At 59.2% G+C, this 17,503-nt stretch carries 13 protein-coding genes and 2 pseudogenes; 4 read left to right on the top strand and 11 right to left on the bottom strand.

The window, feature by feature from the left end:
* Positions 1 to 36: 36 nt before the first annotated feature.
* Positions 37 to 813: a bestrophin family protein gene (locus ACN19L_RS24285; RefSeq protein ID WP_426491382.1), complete on the top strand. Its 777-nt coding sequence runs from the start codon at positions 37 to 39 to the stop codon at positions 811 to 813.
* Positions 814 to 828: 15 nt separating this feature from the next.
* Here the strand turns inward: ACN19L_RS24285 and ACN19L_RS24280 are convergent.
* From ACN19L_RS24280 to ACN19L_RS24250, 7 genes and pseudogenes are all read right to left on the bottom strand, one after another.
* A pseudogene (locus ACN19L_RS24280) lies at positions 829 to 3,845 on the bottom strand (Tn3 family transposase).
* Between the two features lie 93 nt (positions 3,846 to 3,938).
* The gene (gene omp85, locus ACN19L_RS24275) at positions 3,939 to 5,351 is read right to left on the bottom strand and encodes an Omp85 family outer membrane protein (RefSeq protein ID WP_426491380.1); all 1,413 of its coding nucleotides are present in this window, start codon (positions 5,349 to 5,351) and stop codon (positions 3,939 to 3,941) included.
* Between the two features lie 108 nt (positions 5,352 to 5,459).
* Positions 5,460 to 6,212 (bottom strand): phosphatase PAP2 family protein, encoded by a 753-nt coding sequence (locus ACN19L_RS24270; RefSeq protein WP_426491379.1) that lies wholly within the window; start codon positions 6,210 to 6,212, stop codon positions 5,460 to 5,462.
* 90 nt (positions 6,213 to 6,302) lie between these two features.
* A complete protein-coding gene (locus tag ACN19L_RS24265; RefSeq protein ID WP_426491448.1) occupies positions 6,303 to 7,577 on the bottom strand; it encodes a sensor histidine kinase in 1,275 nt (424 codons plus the stop codon).
* Positions 7,574 to 8,251 carry a response regulator transcription factor gene (locus ACN19L_RS24260; RefSeq protein ID WP_426491376.1) on the bottom strand — a complete coding sequence of 226 codons (678 nt, stop codon included), beginning with the start codon at positions 8,249 to 8,251 and terminating at the stop codon, positions 7,574 to 7,576. The genes ACN19L_RS24265 and ACN19L_RS24260 overlap by 4 nt, the downstream gene beginning before the upstream one ends.
* A 93-nt stretch (positions 8,252 to 8,344) precedes the next feature.
* Positions 8,345 to 8,470 (bottom strand): annotated as a pseudogene (locus ACN19L_RS24255) (hypothetical protein); the annotation flags it as partial.
* Positions 8,446 to 8,937 carry a recombinase family protein gene (locus tag ACN19L_RS24250; RefSeq protein ID WP_426491447.1) on the bottom strand — a complete coding sequence of 164 codons (492 nt, stop codon included), beginning with the start codon at positions 8,935 to 8,937 and terminating at the stop codon, positions 8,446 to 8,448. The pseudogene ACN19L_RS24255 and the gene ACN19L_RS24250, both read right to left, overlap by 25 nt.
* A 204-nt stretch (positions 8,938 to 9,141) precedes the next feature.
* Here ACN19L_RS24250 and ACN19L_RS24245 point away from each other — a divergent pair, with 204 nt between their 5' ends.
* Positions 9,142 to 9,333 (top strand): hypothetical protein, encoded by a 192-nt coding sequence (locus tag ACN19L_RS24245; RefSeq protein WP_426491374.1) that lies wholly within the window; start codon positions 9,142 to 9,144, stop codon positions 9,331 to 9,333.
* Between the two features lie 274 nt (positions 9,334 to 9,607).
* Here the strand turns inward: ACN19L_RS24245 and ACN19L_RS24240 are convergent, their stop codons facing one another.
* Positions 9,608 to 9,919, bottom strand: a complete 312-nt coding sequence (locus ACN19L_RS24240) for a hypothetical protein (protein WP_426491373.1) — start codon at positions 9,917 to 9,919, stop codon at positions 9,608 to 9,610.
* Between the two features lie 206 nt (positions 9,920 to 10,125).
* Here ACN19L_RS24240 and ACN19L_RS24235 point away from each other — a divergent pair, with 206 nt between their 5' ends.
* On the top strand, positions 10,126 to 10,311 hold the full coding sequence (locus tag ACN19L_RS24235) for a hypothetical protein (protein WP_426491372.1): 186 nt from the start codon (positions 10,126 to 10,128) through the stop codon (positions 10,309 to 10,311).
* Between the two features lie 141 nt (positions 10,312 to 10,452).
* On the opposite strand, the gene ACN19L_RS24230 is transcribed toward ACN19L_RS24235, so the two are convergent.
* From ACN19L_RS24230 to ACN19L_RS24220, 3 genes are read right to left on the bottom strand one after another with little or no spacing between them, the layout of a single operon-like run.
* Complete coding sequence (locus ACN19L_RS24230; RefSeq protein WP_426491446.1) at positions 10,453 to 12,069, bottom strand: hypothetical protein; 1,617 nt, start codon at positions 12,067 to 12,069, stop codon at positions 10,453 to 10,455.
* A gap of 3 nt (positions 12,070 to 12,072) precedes the next feature.
* Positions 12,073 to 13,257, bottom strand: a complete 1,185-nt coding sequence (locus ACN19L_RS24225) for a 3'-5' exonuclease (RefSeq protein ID WP_426491445.1) — start codon at positions 13,255 to 13,257, stop codon at positions 12,073 to 12,075.
* A gap of 29 nt (positions 13,258 to 13,286) precedes the next feature.
* A complete protein-coding gene (locus ACN19L_RS24220) occupies positions 13,287 to 15,737 on the bottom strand; it encodes an Hsp70 family protein (RefSeq protein WP_426491444.1) in 2,451 nt (816 codons plus the stop codon).
* 686 nt (positions 15,738 to 16,423) lie between these two features.
* Between ACN19L_RS24220 and ACN19L_RS24215 the strand changes: the two genes are divergently transcribed.
* A complete protein-coding gene (locus ACN19L_RS24215; protein WP_426491443.1) occupies positions 16,424 to 17,476 on the top strand; it encodes a tyrosine-type recombinase/integrase in 1,053 nt (350 codons plus the stop codon).
* Positions 17,477 to 17,503: the final 27 nt, after the last annotated feature.

Raw genomic sequence — 17,503 nt, 5'->3', positions numbered from 1 at the left:
ACCTAACTCCCCCATTCACTTCCTGCTTCTCCCTGTATGTACGTTCGTCGCAATATTCATTGGCGCATAGCGTGGCGCTACGCCTGGAAAAATGTGCTGCTGTTTACCCTCTATGACCTCACGCTGGCGGTGCTGTTCGGCCCGCTGGGTTTCCATTGGCTGGACGTACCCTGGCAGCTGGTCAGCATTGTGGGGGTGGCCGTGTCCTTCTACGTCGGCTTCAAAAACAACAGTGCCTACGCCCGCTTCAACGAGGCCCGTACGCTCTGGGGCGGCATCGTCAACCGCAGCCGTAGCTGGTCGGTATTCGTGCTAACCAACACCCAGCAGACCGATACAGAGCCGGCACCGACCATCACCGCTCCGCAACGAGCCTTGGTGCTGCGGCAGCTGGCGTGGTGCAACGCGCTCCGCCTGCACCTACGCCGGCAGCCCGAGCTGTGGGCCGAAGCCGTGACCCCGTTGCTGACCGCCGAAGAAGATAACCAGCTGCGCCGGGTGGCCAACGCCCCGGCGCAGTTGCTGTTGCTACAGGGCCGCGCCGTAGCCCAGGCCGAGGGACTGTTCAACGACCTGCAGCGCCGGACCCTGATGGAGGAGCTGCGGGAGCTAGCCAACCTGCAAGGCGGCTGCGAACGAATCAAGAATACCCCGTACCCGCGCCAGTATGCCTTCTCCAGCCTGGTGTTCGTGTGGGTGTTCATCCTGATTCTGCCGCTCGGGCTGCTGGCGGAGTTCGAGAAGCTCGGCCACGGCCACTTCTGGCTGACGGTGCCCTTCTCGGTGCTGGTATCGGGGGTCGCACTAGAGTAGGAACGGAAAACAACGCTAAGGAAATTCGACCAGCCGTTCTTCCCAGTTGGCGGGGTTGCGCAACGGGCGCATTTCGCCGGCGGCAATGTCTTCGGGCAGGCTGAAATCGTAGCGGCCCAGCATGTTAACGTGCTCGTGCAGCAAGGGCGAGAGGCGCGCCACGTCGTCCGGGTTCAGCACGCCTTCCGTCTGCTGCCACCGTTCCAGGGCGTGCTGCAGATAGCGGGTGTTCCACAGCACCAGGGCGTTGACCACGAGTCCAAGGGCGCCCAACTGGTCTTCCATGCCCTCGCGGTAGCGCTGGCGCAGCTCCCCTTTCTTGCCGTGAAAGACGGCCCGGGCCACGGCGTGCCGCCCCTCGCCCCGGTTGAGCTGCACCAGGATGCGCCGGCGGTAGGCCTCGTCCTGCACGTAGGCTAATAAATACAATGTTTTTTCGACGCGGCCCAATTCGGCGACCGCCCGCCCCAGCCCCGAGAGCGAGCCCGCTCGCTGCAGGGTGCGCATGACGGCCGTGGCCTTGACTTTGCCGAGTTTCAGAGAGCCGGCCAGGCGCAGCATGTCGTCCCAGTGGGCGTGAATCAGGCGGGCGTTGACCACGTGGCGGCCCAACTCGTTGAGCGGACCGTAGTCGTCCTCTTTTTCCAGCCGCCAGAAGCGCTGGTCCGCCAAGTCGGCCAGGCGGGGGCTGAAGCGGTAGCCCAGCAGCGAAAACAGGCCAAATACCACGTCGCTGTAGCCGTGGGTATCGGCCATGATTTCGCGCGGGTCCAGGCGGGTTTGTTGTTCCAGCAACCCGGCCAGGATGAACAAAGAGTCGCGCAGCGTACCGGGAATGACGATGCCGTGAAAGCCCGTGAACTGGTCGCTGGTGAAGTTATAGTACGTCACCCCGCGCTGGGAGCCGAAGTATTTGCGGTTCCAGCCCGCGTGCAGCGTGCGCACGGGCACCACGAAGCGCATGCCGTCGGCCGAGGCCACCTCCCCGCCGCCCCAGGCCTGGGCCAATGGCAGCCCCGCCTGGGCATCCACCAGGCGGGCATTGGCGGCGGTGAGCGTTTCGGCGCGCAGGTAGTTTTGCTGCACCCACGCCAGGCGCGCCAGCGTCAGGGCCGGCACGTCGGCCCGGGCCACGGTTTTTAGCCCCAGGTTGCACGCCTGGGCCAACAGCACGGCACAGATACTGAGCGGCAGGTCGGCGGCGGCGGGCTGCCCGTCGGCCACGTGGGTAAAGGCGAGGGAAAAGCCGGTAAACGCGTCCACCTCCCGCAACAGGGCCGCTACTTCGACCTGGGGCAGGGCCGCCGCCAGCTGCTCGCGCACGTGCACCAGGTGCTCGGACTCTTCTTGCGCCGGTAAGGCGCTGAGGGTGACGACCGGCTGACCGTCTTGCTCGACCACCTGCAGGGTGGTGTGCTGCGCCAGGTTCTCCCCAACGTCCGCATACGCCGTGCGCAGCAGTTGCCCCAGACGGGCCAGTTCCACTGCCGGGTCCAGGGAGCGGTCCAGGGCCCGGGCCACCGAATCCCGGGCGGCTTCCCAGGCGTCCCCGCGCAACAGTTCGGCCCGTGGGTCGGCGTGGCGCTCGCTGGTCGGCACGAACACGTCGCGGCGGCGCACGGCGTGCTGCAGCCGTTCCAGTACGCAGAGGGTGTACGCCTGGGGATTCACTTCCCCTTTGGCGGGAAACACCCGCCGGGCCCACCCCTTCGGGACGACCGTGCGGGGCGCGGCCGACCACTTCGGGCGGCCCCGACCGCCGGCTTCCTGCTGCTGCAAAAAGGCCCAGGCCTCCAGCAGCGGTTTGGCGGTGGGCGTCCCCTCGAAGGCGACGCCGGCCAGCAAGGCGGGCAGGAACCGGCGCACCGTGGCGTAGCTGCCGCTCAAGGCTTCGGCCAGCGGGTCCTCCGGCGGACTGGCTAGTTCCTGCGGTGGCCGCCGCAGCGCGCAAGGGCGCCTGGCCCAGGCGGTCGAACACCTGCTGGCGTACCTGCCCGGCCGGTACGGCCTCGTCGAGCAGCAGTTCCACGGCCTGTTGGAGCAGCAACGCGGCCTGGTCCAGGTCCTTGAGCGAGCGCAGGCGTTCGCGCCGGCGCTTGGTTTCGCCCCGCAGGGCCAGCGACGTGAGCAGGCTGTCGAAGAGGTCGAGCACGTCGTCCGTAGCGGTGCGCTCCAGGGTCTGGGCGAAGACCAGCAGCGTGGCCAGCCGGCGTTCCTCGCCCATGCGCACCAGCGTCTGTGCCCAAGCCAGCTGGGCATGGCGGGCCAGGCGCGCCAACCGGGCTTCGGGTAAGTCGGCCACGGGCACGGCGCTCACGCCCAGGGCGCGGATTTCGCCCACCCGGCGCAAAGCGGCCGCCAGCGCCGGGGCGGACACGCGGGTGGGCGGGGTGCGCAGGCGCTCCAGGTGGGTGAGCCGCTCGCCGGCCGGCACGGTCAACAGGGTTTCCAGCGCCGCTTGCTGGGACGGGTTCAGGCGGGTGCGCAGCTGGCGGTAGAGGTGGCGGCCGGTGCGCTCGCGGACCCGCGCAATCAGGCGGGCGAGTAACGAAACGCCGGGCAAGACGACCCGCTGGGCGACCAGGTGGGCCGTGGTCAAATCAAACAGCACGCTGGGCCGGACGGTGCTCGTCAGCACCTGCGCGTAGAGCCAGCGGGTGAGCCGGAACGTCTGCCGCCCGTCAAACGGGGTGTACCCGAGGTGGGCCACAATCCGGGCCTGGTGGTCGTACCACGTGTTCGGCCGGGTCCGGTACGCGGCCAAGGCGTCCGCAGGCAGGTGCAGCTGCTCGGCCAGCGTCTGCACCACCACGGCCGGTACCCGCAGCGGGTCGGTCAGAAAGGTGCCCAAAAAGCGCAGGGTGCAGAGCTGCGGCACACCCGAGTTTGTTGGCGGGGCGTCGGCGCGCGGCCAGGAGGTGGCCATCGGCTGCGCTCAGGTAAAAGAACCGGGCCAGCTGTTCGGGGCTGGGCTCGTCGGCGTAGCAGCCGAAGCGGGCGGCCTGCTCGTCACTGAGGAATTCTACGGGCATGGGCCAGGGAGGCGCGAAAGAATAAGCCAAATGGCGCACGGTGCCGCTATCAAACCCGAACAACCGGCCGGGAAGCGCCGCGCCGCCACGGGGTTAGAAATTCTGGCCGATGCCGAAGTAGAACAGCCGGTCTTCCTTGGACACCCCGTAGTCCGCGTAGAGCATGGTGGACAGGTTCCAGGCAATGCGCGCCCCGGCTCCGTACGAAAACCGGACGTCGCGAAAGCCTAGGTCCTGCCACCGGTCGCGCACCGTGCCGGCGTCCGCGAACGGGGCCACGCCCAGCCCGAAGTTCTGCTTGCCCAGCTTGACATCGGCCAGCCGGATGCGCAGCTCGGCGTTGGCAAAGGCCAGCGAGCGGGCCAGGAAGCGGTTGGCCCGGTAGCCCCGCAGCGACTGCCGCCCGCCCAGGGCGTTGATGCTGCCGTCGGGGCTCCACTGGTCCTGAAACTCAAAAAACGGCGCTTCTTTCCCGAAAATGGTGCCCGCGCCGACCCGCCCGGCCAGCACCGTGCGCGGACCCACGGGCAGCTTGCGGTAGGCCCGGCCCTGGAAAAACAGCTTGTTGAAACTGAACTGCGAACCGATGGCGGGGCTGGAAAACTCGTTGGCGGCTTCAAAGTATACCCCGCGGGTCGGGTCGGGCTCAAAGTCGCGCGTGTCGTGAATCAGCGCCGTCTGGATAATGGACACCCACCCCCCGTCCAGGCCAAAGATGCGCCCCTGCTGGGCATCGCGCTGCAGTAGCGACGTGCCGTTAGGCGCCGTGGTTTCTTCGCCGTTACGGGTGGCCTCGGCCTTGGTGCCCTGGAACGTGTCGTAGGAGAGGTGCTGAATCTCGTAGCCGCCCATCACGCGCCAGCGACCTTTGCCCAGGGCGTAGTCAGCTTTGAGGTTGAGCATGAACTCGGTTTCCCGGAACCGGTTGGACAGCGCATCGGTGACCTCGGCGGCTTCGCCGGCCTGCCCGGGCCGCAGGGTTTTGCGGGCCGCGTCATATTCCGCGTAGGTGGCAAACGTCTCGTCCGGGTTGGAGGGCAGGCGCAGGCGGCCGAGCGTGGTTTCGGACGAGCCGAAGTACAGGTTGGCCGGGTTTTGCTGGGCCTTGAAGTCCACGCGGTAACGCCAGCGCGTGCCTTTGTAGTAGGGCACGTCCAGGGACAGCGTCAGCTCGCGGGCGTTGGTGGTAAAGTACGCCGCGTTGGCGCGCAGGCGTGTGAGGTAGGGCGTGTAGGCAAACAGCGGGTTGTCGCGGGTGCCGTTCCAGATGATGTTGGTTTTAACCCCCACACCGAAGCCCGTCACCGGGTCGGACGAGAGGTCGGGCAAGCCGGTCACGAACAGGCCTTCCCGTTTTTTGGCCAGGTCGGCATCCGACATGCGCTTGGAGCGGATAAAGGAGAGGCTGTCCACTTGTTGGGCGGAGGCAGCGGCGGCGCACAGGCCCAGAGAGGCCGTGAGCCAGGTACGCAACAGGCTTGTTTTTATCTGTTTTTTGCTGGGCAATGGGAGGGACCGTTAGTGAGGAAGCCATGCGCTGGCTCGTTGGCGCAGGTTAGCCCGACAAAGCTCCCGCACGATTCTGAAGGCATTCTGTAGTTTCCTTCTCTTGCCTTACCACGCCATGACGGCGGTGGCCCCGATGGCCCCCTGCTGGTAGCTGGGCACGACCAGCGCCCGGTTGCCCAGCACCTTGCGCAGTGGTTTTGTTACCAGCGGGTACAGCCAGTACGCGGCCTGCGTTGACAGAATGCCCACGCCGGCTCCGGCCAGCACATCGGAAAACCAATGCACGTCTTTGGCCATGCGAATACCTCCCGTGGCCGCTGCTAGCGAGTAGCCGCCCACGCTGTACCAGACGCTACGCCCGCCGTATTCCTTGTGCAGAAACGTAGCCGAGGCGAAGGCCAGGCTGGTGTGCTGGCTGGGAAAGGAATGGAAGTCGGAACCGTCGGGGCGCTGCACCTGCGTGAGCTTCTTCAGGTTGCTGGTCACCGCATCGTTGAGGGTGAAGGCCAGCGCCGCCAGCAGCAGCTGGTCCACGGGTTTGTGACGGCCCGGCACCCCGGCCAGGCCCAGGCCGAGCGTTACGGCCCCTGGTAGGTACCGGAGCTGGTTGTCGAGCGTCGTCGTGGGCCGGCCCATATGCTCGCGGATTTCCTCCCGCAGCTCCTCGTCTGATTCCAGCGCCTCCACCCGATGGGTGGTCAGGGCGCCGGCCGTGAGCAGCAGCGTAGGCACCAGCAGCGCCCGCGCCACCGGCCCCTGCCAGAGCGGCGGGCGGGTGGTGGAGTCACGCAGGGAAGGCGGTACCGAAACAGCAGGCGCCGTCTGGGCCCGGGACGGGAACAGGGGAGCAGCCAGCACAGCCAGGGGAGCAACACGGAGCGGGGCATACAAAAAAGCAGCAGGTACGCCCCAAACGTAGAGCGCAATTCTGTGCACATTCTGTAGGGGTCAGGGGCGGGGAACCGCTGAAGCGAACCGGACACGCAGCGTATGCCGCGCCGAATCCGGGGCGTAGTCGTATGCCACGGTAAAGCCATAGAAGGTCGTGATGCTTTGCACGATGGACAACCCCAGGCCGGGCGAGTCCGAAGCGGCATTCTGCTTGCGAAACCGCTCGAAAAACTGTGCGGGTTTCTGCTGCGCCGCCAGGGCGGGGCCGGCATTGGTGATGACCAGCTCGGTGGCACGCAGCTGCACCCGCAACAGGCCGCCCGGCAAGTTGTGCCGGATGGCGTTGTGCAGCAGGTTACTGAGCAGCGAATCGGCCAGCGCGGGGTGCAGCATAAGCAACGGCGCGGCATTTAATTGCACGTCCAGCTGCAACTCCTTCTGCTGGATGAATTCCTCCAGCTGGCTCAGCTTTTCGCGCAGCAGCTCGGCCAGCGGCACCGGCTGGGCGGCGGCAAACTGCTGGTTCTCAATTTTGCTGAGCAGCGTCAGCCCCTGGTGCAGGCGGGCCAGCCGCTGCACGGCCGCGTACAGGTCGCCCACCAAGGGGCCGGCCGGCGCGGGCAAATCCGGCAGCTGGAGCAGCTGTTCCAGCTTGGCCTGCATGATGGCCAGCGGGGTGCGGGTTTCGTGGGCGGCGTTTTCCGTGAACGCTTTGAGCAACATGTAGTCGGCCGCGACCCGCTCGCTCAGGTGGGTGAGCGTGTGGTTGAGCTGGGCGAACTCCTCAATGTGGGCATCAGGCAGGTGCAGCACCTGGTGCTGGCGCACGTCGTAGCCGCGCAGCTGGTGGAGGGTCTGCTCAAACGGGGCCCAGAGGCGGCGGGTCAGCCAGCGGTTGAGCCCCACCACGCCCAGCAGCAGCGTACCCAGCACCCCCACCAGCAACAGCACAATCAGGCGCTGCACGTCATGGGTTTCCAGCAGGGCCTTGCTGAGCGATACCCACTGGGTTTGCCCGTTCAGCGGCAGCCGAAACGTGAGCTGGCGGTAGGGCTCCAACTCGTTTTCCAGGGGCTCCAGCAGCAGGGTATCGCGCAGCCCTTCCGGCTGCGGCTGCGCACTGAGCTGCATGCGGCCCTCAAACGGGGTGCCGGGCAGGTGGCCGGTGCGCTGCACCTGCGCCCGCAAGTAGTCACGCTGCTGAAACAGGCGCTCCTCCACTTCGCTTTGCAGCGTCCAGCGCACGCCGTAGTAGAGGAACACACTGCCGGCCGTGAAGAGCACGGTGGCCAGCAGCAGGTAGTAGCGGTTGGTGGCGGCCAGCAGCTTCATTCTGCGCTAAGCTTGTAGCCCACCCCGTACACGGAGCGGATGTAGTCGCCGGCTCCTTTGTCCTGCAACTTGCGCCGCAGGTTCTTGAGGTGGGTGTAGAGGAAGTCGAAGGAGTCGGCCGCATCGGCCGCGTCGCCCCAGACGTGCTCGGCAATGGACTCCTTCGTCAGCACGCGGCCGGGGTTGGTGAGCAGATACAGCAGCAAGTCAAATTCCTTGCGCGTAAGCGTTACAGGTTCCCCGTTGACCAGTACCCGGGCCTGGTCGGGAAACACGGTCAACTCCTGAAACAGTAGGTGGCGCTGCCCCTGAAACTGCCGCCGCCGGATGATGGCCTTCAGCCGGGCGCTCAGTTCCGAGAGGTGAAACGGCTTGGCCAGGTAGTCGTCGGCCCCCAGTTCCAAGCCCAGCACCTTGTCGTCGAGCGCGCCCCGGGCCGAGACGATGAGCACGCCGGCCGGGGAGCGGTCGGCCTTGAGCGTGCGCACCACGTCCAGCCCGTTGCCGTCGGGCAGGGTCAAATCCAGCAGCACGCAATCGTACTGGTAGAGCTTGATTTTCTCGTGCGCCTGTTCGTAGCTGGCCGCTGCTTCCACCACGTAGCCGTCCTGGCGCAGGTACTCCATCAAGGAGGTGCGCAGGGCCGGCTCGTCTTCTACAATCAGCAGCTTCACGGGAGTGCAAGGTGAGGAACGGCTGAAAGGTAGCTGGCAATTCTGAAGACTTTCTGACGGGGGCACTGAGCTGTCTGGATAGAACGGCCCGAACTACGCCGCTTCCTGCGCTTTTCCGCCGGTTGCTACCCCCAGATAGGCCAGGTAACGGTAAATAGTGGCCCGGCCCACTCCCAGCAGTTGCCCGATTTCTGCTACCGTCTTGTCTTGTTGCAGGTAAAGCGTTTTTGCGGCCTGGGCTTTGGAGAGGGCTTCTTTGGAAAGACCTTTAGGCCGGCCGCCCTGGCGCCCCGTGCCCGGGCCGCCGTCAGGCCCGCCTTGGTGCGCTCCCGAATGATGTCGCGCTCAAACTCAGCCAGCGAGGCAAACAGGTTAAACATGAGGCGGCCCTGGGCGGTGGTCGTGTCCAGATGGTCCTGCAGGCTGACAAAGTGAATCCCCTGTTGCTGAAAGCCGCTGACCAGTGTGACCAGGTCTTTGAGCGAGCGGCCCAGTCGGTCGAGTTTCCAGACCACGAGCGTATCGCCCGCCCGCAGGCGGGTCAGCAGGTGCTGCAGCGCCGGGCGCTCTTTCACGGACGATACTTTTTCCTGCGCGACCTCCGCGCAGCCGTAGGCCTGCAAGGCATCGGTTTGCAGGTGTAGCTGCTGGTCGGGGGTACTAACACGGGCGTAGCCGAAAATCATAGGCGGTATTCTCAGGAAGTCAGCAGGAGCAAAGATAGCGAGCCATTGATTCGTGAGAACAGCATATGAGACAGTTTTTGCCCGACTCGTAAGGAGGCCAAACGAGCGCGACCAGCGGAGCGGAAAAACGCACGTATTCTGAGACACCCCGACCCGCCAAAATTCGACCAACTGGCCTTAGCGTTGTTTTCCGTTCCTACTCTAGTGCGACCCCTATCGTGGGTGTTCAGCACCATTGAGTTGGTAGGCGACATGAGCGAAGACCCTTTTGAAAACCGCATGAACGACGTGCCCATGACCGCGCTGTGCCGCTCCATCGAGGTAGACCTGCGGCAGATGCTGGGTGAGTCAGTCCTGCCGGCCGTTGCCCGGCCCGTCGACAGCGTGCTGCTGTAGTCCTGACGCCAACCAGGGCCTTTTCAGGTATCTACCCACCATCACTACTTCTGGCATGCACGCGCGTCGCTTTCCTAAAAAATCCAGGACTGCTCCCACGGCAACATGGCGGGTGGTCAGCGTCGCTAGCGTCGCAATTCTGTTGCTGCTGGCTTTTGGTAGTTGGGGGTGGATTGGGTGGCGGGTAGTCCAGGAGTGGCAGCAGGATTCCGAATCAGTCACTACTGACACCGCCAAGGGCAGTTCACCTGAACAAGAGGTGCACTCCTATTTGCTACAGCATCTGTCGAATCCGGACAGCTACGAAAGTGTAGCGTTTGGCCGGCAGACCTGTCAAACAAAGCAAGGACAGCGAGTATGCTTCGTGTCCCACCGCTACCAGTTTCGCGATACGCTCGGCCACATAGTACGGAAGCACCAACTCTTCTACTACTCCCCGCAGGGCGAAATACAGGGCATCGAAGACGTCCCGTGAGCGCCGGGTTAATAACCACATGAAGCCTCCTTGCTTGAAGCGGCGATAATCGAACTTGCCGAAGGATCCCGTTGCATCAGTGCCCCTCAAGCAAGTAAGGTCTTTGCTCAAGTGGTTACCAGTGCCGCCGACACGGCTGCCCGTGTTGCTGTGGCGAACTAACCATGGGTGGCCCGATGTAATTTTGGGACCAAACTTTTAACCAAGGCCAGTATCAGGTAGAATACAAGGTTACCTCCAATGCTCCAACCTCGGACTACCTGAGCTACACCAATGAAAGCGGCGGCAATACGACGCTCAGCAACACACCGCTGCCGGTGAGCTACAAGTTTAAGCGGACCATGAAGCAAGGCGACAACCTGACCATCCTGGCCAGTATCGACGGAGGCACGGCGGCCTCGGAAATCACCTGCTCTATCCTGCTGGATGGCAGAGAGGTCAAGAAGGAAACCGGCCGGGGCGTCGACGCGCAGGCTGTGCCGGTGTATGTAATCGGTGAATAGATTTACTGCCTAGCATAAGAGCAAAGAAGCTCAACCCTGATATGGTTGAGCTTCTTTGCTCTTATGCTAAAGACCTGGACCGGAAAGCATCATCGATAGCACTAGGAGGCGAATAAGAAGTTTGCTCCATATTAAAGTGGTTTACGACTCGGGCGTAGAATCAGGTGCTGGTGCTTCGGTATGCGATTCCTCTGAAGATATTGTCAGCTGGCCAGAGATGGAATCAAGCAGCCCCCTCCTATTTTTAGTTTTAGTTGACTCCTTAACCTTAACTAGCTTCTCAGCTTTAGGAACGGCTGAAGTATTTCCTTTCTTCTGGTATGAGCGCTTTGGTTTGATTGCAGGTGCTTCGGGAAGAGGAACAATATTAGGTCCGCTTTGCAACTCCTCTAACCCAACCGAGGCTGCTTCCTGAGTAGGAGCATCCATCTGCTGCGATGCCTGCGCTCTCTGCCTAGCATCCTGTTCAGCTGTCAAGTTCCACTCGAAAACCGGGGCCTCTTCGTCAGGAACTACCTTTTTACTCGGCCCTGAAAGGATTGATGCTGTCGGCGGCACAGCAAATAATTCAGCCCTGCGCTGGGAACTTGTTTTATATTCTGAAATTGGAATATATTTCTGCCCTCGCTCCTGAAATAAGGGGATTTGTCTTACTTCATAGTAAGCCCCTGAAATCTTATTGAATGTTAAAAAACCGCCTAGTAATTGCAGGGCAACTCTCGTTTCCGATGGATAGTGGTCGGCCGTCAGACGAATTAAATCGAGAAGTTTACCGCTGAACTGATAGTCCTCTGCTTCAAATTCCCCCCGGAATTTAAGGTAGATGAATGCGCTCAGGTACATTCTGAGGTTAGTACGAGTGTCTGTTAATTCATTTCTCAGCTTCTCGGCCCATTCAGCGTTGAGAAGCAACTGGGTGACTCTCTCGCGAGTAGAAGCTGCTCTGTTAGCTTCTAGTGCTTTGTAAAATCTGGTTGCTTCGTAGCTGTTATCATGTCCTCGACGGCCATCGCGGGCGCTGAGGCTGCGATGAAAAACTACACATAGGTCATATAGGTACCCATAATCGTTTTTGGGAAAAGGCTCATATCGTCCATAAACGATTAAATGCACCCAGAAAGAATCGCTCGTTTGAATTTCACGTCGCTCTAGGCGTACTGCCACAGCCTTTTCCACATCTTGCAATAACCCTTCGTCAAGATGTTTACTAGGGACCCCAGCTATTTCCAGAAGTGCTTCGCTGCCTAATCGGGTTTCCGACGCCAATAACCGGTGGTCAGCCTGCTCTGCTACAGCTTCAAACACCGCTGGCTGCCGCTTAATACGCGGGTCTAAACGAGAAGCTAATAATTGTCCGGCTTGTGTAGTGAGCGGATACAGACGCCGCACCTGCACAATGTTTAACCGAGATTTCTCGCTAATAGAATGCGGCTTACTCAATTCTGCGGCTAGGGTATCAAAAGCTGCTTGGGCCTCTATGCTGAGTTGTGGATAGTGTATCCCTATAGATGCACTAGCAGCTTGTAAAGCAGCTTTGCTTTGCTCTGGCAATTCAATATCCAACAGAATTACCTCGTCAGCTGTGCTGAAGGCAGGAATTTTAGCGAGTAAGCTTGCCTCTGATACATCAGGGTGCCCTGCAGGCGTGTCCTTTTCATAAAGGACCCACTCATCCGGATTAACCTCAATGAAACCAAATTGATACAACAGATTGAACCGAAGCCTATAAATAGGCAGCAAGGCACGTTGAGCAGCCATAAATTAGAAGTCGTAAGTAGTAGCCTGTGGTTGAGCCGAGGCTGTTGTGGCATCTGTGATTTCAAACAAGGTGCAGTCGCCGGCCAGCGTGTCCACCATGCTGCTGCGAGTACCACAATAGGTTAGAACCAGGTTTTTGCGGCTGCGAGTCATGGCAACCATGAATAGGGTCTTGTCTTTGCCACCACCGTTCAAGTGCAGTCCTGCTGATACCCATGGCAAATACACGTTTTCGTAGTCCAATCCTTTCGAGCTGTGATAAGTCATGACCGCGACCCGATGGTTGGTATAAGCCCCATCGAGTGTACCAACCCCATTACCAATGTATTCGAGCTTGATGCCTTGTGCTTCTAAATGCCGGTTCATGGCTGCAAAATCCTCGTTTTTGCCCCACCGGTCAGGAACAACAGTCCAAGCGGGTTTGCCATTGATCGTTAATACGGCGTTACAAAAAGCCGCGATGTTTTCCCGGAAAGGCAACAGGATAACCGTTGACTCGCTTGCTTGAGCCCGCTTACTGGCTTCACGCCACACATACTTAATTTCCCTTGATACATCATTGGTGTAGCCTAGGCGTACCTGCACATCGAGCTTGGTAGCATCGCGACGTGCTCCGAGAATGGTGCCGCCAATCAGGCTGCTGACCATCTTAATAATGGACCGTGTTAACCGATAAATCGTCGGCAGCTCGTGGGACTGCCCGCCCAGCAAAGCGCCAATTTCCTCTGGTCTTACTACCGGCTCACGAGTCTGTGGGTCATGCGTAAAAATTGACTGCTGCGAATCGCCCGCTACAATAACTCGTTTCGCCTTATTGCGCAGCAGCGTTATCATACTGGAGGGCAAATCCTGTACTTCATCGCAAAACAGCAAGTCAAATTGCTGACTGGTCTTTTGCAATTCATAGTACGTCATCACAGGCACCCGAACGCCAAACTCCTTCTCCACTCCCAACTCATCAAGGCCGGTTCGTATCAAATCCACCAATGCCCGCGTGAACAGCACAACGCCCACTTTTAGATTTTTGTTTTCAACTAGCTTGTCACGAAGCCCGTGTACCAGCAGTACCGACTTACCACTGCCAGCGTGCCCCTTTATCCAGACGTTGCCGCTACCGCCCCTGATGTGGCGCGTAATCAACTCTTCTTGGTCGCTGTCCAGCTTCGTGCGTTGAACCATCCATTTCATAATCTTGCAGAGTAGTAAAAGGTGAAGGGTTATAGCTTTGCTAAACCAGTGTTATCGCGCAGTTTTGCCAGGTTTTGGTCGTCGTACAGCCCCTTTTCCTGCCTTGTAGGTGCCCTGCTCTCCACTCGTTGGGCTGTGGCCTTGTCGCCCAAAATTCGCGCGCAGTCAGCTAGTCGATGATAGTCGTTGGAACCTAGTGTACCGGCCTCAAAACGGGCATTGAAAATATCAAACGCCTTCTGCACCAGAGGCTTTCCCCTGGCATCGCCCCGATTCATCAAATACTCCCCATAATAGTGCGGAGCATAGGGGTAGGAGGGGTCCATTCGCATTACCTCCTCCATAAGCTCTTCATACCGGGCAGGTTCTTTGTACCTGAAGCTCATACCCAAGTTGAAGGCCGTTACCGGAGCCGGATTGCGCTGATAGGCTTGTTCGTACCAAGGCTGGCTCCTGTCGCGATGCCCGGCCATGTCATAGTGGTAGCCAATGCTGTTATGATACGCATTAGTTGGATACAACTCCTGAATGAGTTCAAGGGTCTCTGCCGCCCGCAAATGATTCTCTGCAAACTCATAAGCTTGGAAAAGCTTATACAAGGTGCTCTCAGCTGGTTTGCCGCCTTGCTGCTCGGCCGCAATGTTAGCATTGCGTTCCGCCTGGTAAAGCATCCGCTCGGCTGTGCTCAGAGCGCGGTTCGCAAACGGATTCATAGGCTCTACGCGTACCACCTGCCCATTGACAGTGGCTTGCACGTGTACGAGCTTGTCAGCGCTAATGCTGCATTCCAGTCGAATAGGTGTTCCGGCCTTAAAAGGCTGGTTGGCGGGCGCAAATACTTTGAGCACCTGTAATACCTTATCTGTGCTCGATACGCAGATAGGAATTTCAATCTGCGCCTGTCCGTCACGCTGAGTCACCAGCTCGTCCAACGCCACCGGTTCGCACGGTATGCAGGTTCCAGCCTTGACCAACACCTCAGGCTGGCCACCCTTTGTCACGATGAGTAGCGGTTCACTAACAATCGGCTGAATAATGTTCTTGCCGAAGCCATTGTAGATGAGGGAATGAATTGCCGCTCCTGCGGCCACATGCGTTTGCAAGTCCTGCGGGATTATCAGTTCCGAGTCGTCAAAATAAGCTGCTAAAGCTTGTTGGATGTAAGGGTTTTTGGCACTGCCCCCTATCAGCAGAACATAATCAATTTCTGCCTTGGCTAGCCCTGCCTTTTTCAACGCCGATTCAACGGGACTGAAGATGCTGACAAACTCTTCCTGACCTTCCTGATGCGCCGCAGTGCGCCCGGCCTTGCCCGTAAACGTCCCCATTAGCTCTTGAAACTCCCTATAGGACAAGCGCGGTTGCTTGAGCGTTAGCTGATGTTTGGGAAGAAAAATCTCAATCGGGAATCCCAACGTAACGGCCGTTTCACTATTCGCTACAATTGGAAGTTCCGATGCCGTCTGCATCTCCATTGCCACTTGTTTGCAGAGGCGAATTTTCAGCTCTTCCGCAGCCTTCAGCAATCGAGGCAAAATGCCTTTATTGATTTGGGGAGTCCGGAAGTCCTTCAGAGTAACGCCATTTTCGGCCAGCAGCTGTGGCAACAGCACCCGCAGCGCAATAAGTCGGTCTACATCATCTCCTCCCAATTTCTCAAAACGGGAAATAGCCAGGTTTTTGGAATAAGTACCCTGCAGTGCGGTACCTATTTCAAGGACCGAAACGTCGCAGGTGCCAGCACCAAAGTCAAAAACGAGTAGATGGATTGGGTAATCAGGAGTAAGCAGTAGCTGAGTTCCCCGCTCGGTGGCCGTGCTGGCCACCAAGTAGCTTAAAAAAGCTGCATTAGGCTCATCAATCAGTGCCTGCGAGCCGAGCTTAATGCCTGCTTCTGCGAGTGAGTTGAGTAAATCCCGCCGCTGATTCGCCTCAAATGAAGCCGGAATACTCACTGCATACTCAACTTGCGGGCGAGTGCCCAGCTTGTCAAGGTGCCGGTCTAGTTGTTCTTTCAGATAACTAAAGAAGACCGTTGCCGCGTCCGTTGGCTTTAAAATAGTGGCTACCGGGTGGTTGCGCTTCAGTTCACTGTTGAAATATTTAGACCCCAAGTCCTCCCCCAACTCCATTTTAAAGGAGTACCAAACATTCACCCCGCGCTTGAGCTGATGCTTTAACTCTGCCGCTCCATTTCCTATCAGTAGCTTTTCCCCGTGCCAAGCAATAACTGAAGGCAATTTGTCTGCGGACTCGGTGCCAATACCATCTGCTTGTGCCTGCTCGGTCCAGACGGGCTGCACTTGAATAGGTGCCTCCAGCCCGCCGTTCAGCTGCGCGATACTGATGACTGTAGTTGACGTGCCAAAGTCTATACCTACAAAGACCATCCCTGTAGTTCTCCCGTTTTGACTAACTCCTGCATTTCGTACAGCTGGAAATAGGCTTTGAATAGTAAGTGCAGTAGCGATGGCTGTCATATGAAGGCAGAAAAGGAAACTAATATATGGCAAACAATCTTGGTCAGTAACAAAATCAATAATAGATATTTATAAATATTCGAAAGCCTTACCTCCGCCCCTTCTCCATGCTACCATTCCGTCTGACCAGTCGCTTTTGCGAGTGATTCACCGCTGATTCATTGACGGGGTCTAGCTAGGATGGGCAGCGAGAAGTCACTGGGCCTTTTTTGCAGCTTAGTCGGTACCATGCTGATGGTGCACTAGCTTCGCAGGACTTTGCCCACTTACAACAAGCTCAACTCAAGCAGTGTAACCACCAGGTAATAACATTGCCTTGACCGCATAAATTGTATGAACAAAGTTCATCCTTGACGGGAGTCCTACACAGCCTAACTGGGATGAAAGAGAAAAGTGACTTCCGTGAATTTCTCATATCCTAAGACAAGGTACACCACTAGGTAATGGGCCTTTAAAAGCAACTCTGTTCGTGAGTAATATGATTTACCTACTCAATGGATTCTAGGAATCATAAGTGTTAATTATCATCCCCACTCTCCTTATCTGAATGATTAATTTTAAGTTATGATAAGCTTTACTTATCATAACTTATCTTTGCTCGTGAAAATCGGAGCAGTTTAGCCCGTTCCGCCACCTATTATATAAGGTGTGCGACAGCCCCGGCGTTGGCACCGCCGAACCATTCCATGAGCGAAGACCTGTCCCTTCTCCCAGCACCCGACGCTTCCCAATCGCTCAGCCACCACTTAGGCCGGGCCTCTGCTAAAGTCGTGGGCTTTCTGGAGGCCGGTCTGCAGGGCGCGGCCAACACGGAGCGGGCCTATACCTCGGACCTGAAAAGCTACGTGACCTTTTGCGAGCAGCACGGATTCGTCGCCGTGCCGGCCGACGTGGATACCCTCACGGAGTACGTCGCCTACCTGGCCTCCGAGAAAATCGAACCAGCACCTAGGGGCAGTCGGGGAAAAAAGAAGGGCCAGCAGCCGCTCACTGGGCCCCACGCACTGGCGACCATCAAGCGCCACCTGGCCGCCATCCGCAAAGCCCATCAGCTCGCGGGGCACCGGCTGCCGGCCACTTTGGATGCCCTTAATATCGTGATGGAAGGTATTGCCCGCACCCTGGGCAAGCGTCAGGAGCAGGCGCAGGCCTTCACCGTCGAGGAGCTGAAGCAGGCCATCCGCCGCATCGACTTAGAAACGTCAGCCGGCCTGCGCGACCGGGCCCTGTTGCTGCTGGGCTTCGCCGGGGCCTTCCGCCGCTCTGAGCTGGTGGACCTGAACATCGAGCAGCTGGAGTTTACGGAGCGGGCGTTGCTGGTGCATCTGGCCAAAAGCAAGACCAACCAATACGGGGCGGTCGAGGACAAAGCCATTTTCTACGCGCCCAACGCGGATTACTGCCCCGTGCGCTGCCTGCGCGCCTGGCTAAAGCTGCTGGACCGCACCACGGGGCCGCTGTTTGTGAAGATTCCCCGGGCCCGGCCGGGGCAGATGGCCGCCCCCTCGGACAAGCGGCTTTCGGACATATCCATCAACAAGCTAGTGCAAAAGCGACTCGGCCCCGATTACTCAGCGCACTCGCTGCGCGTGTCTTTTGTGACGGTGGCCGTGCTTAATGGGCAGTCCCATAAGGCCATTAAGAACCAGACCAAGCAGAAAACGGACGCCATGATTGAGCGCTACACCCAGCTCAACAACGTGGTATCTTACAATGCAGCCCAAAGCCTGGGGCTGTAATGGACACCCCGACAAGCCTTAACTAAC

Source organism: Hymenobacter sp. 102 (assembly GCF_049949205.1).
Lineage (GTDB): Bacteria > Bacteroidota > Bacteroidia > Cytophagales > Hymenobacteraceae > Hymenobacter.
Note: the sequence above shows the minus strand (reverse complement) of the source record. Positions and strands in the feature narration are given on the sequence as shown.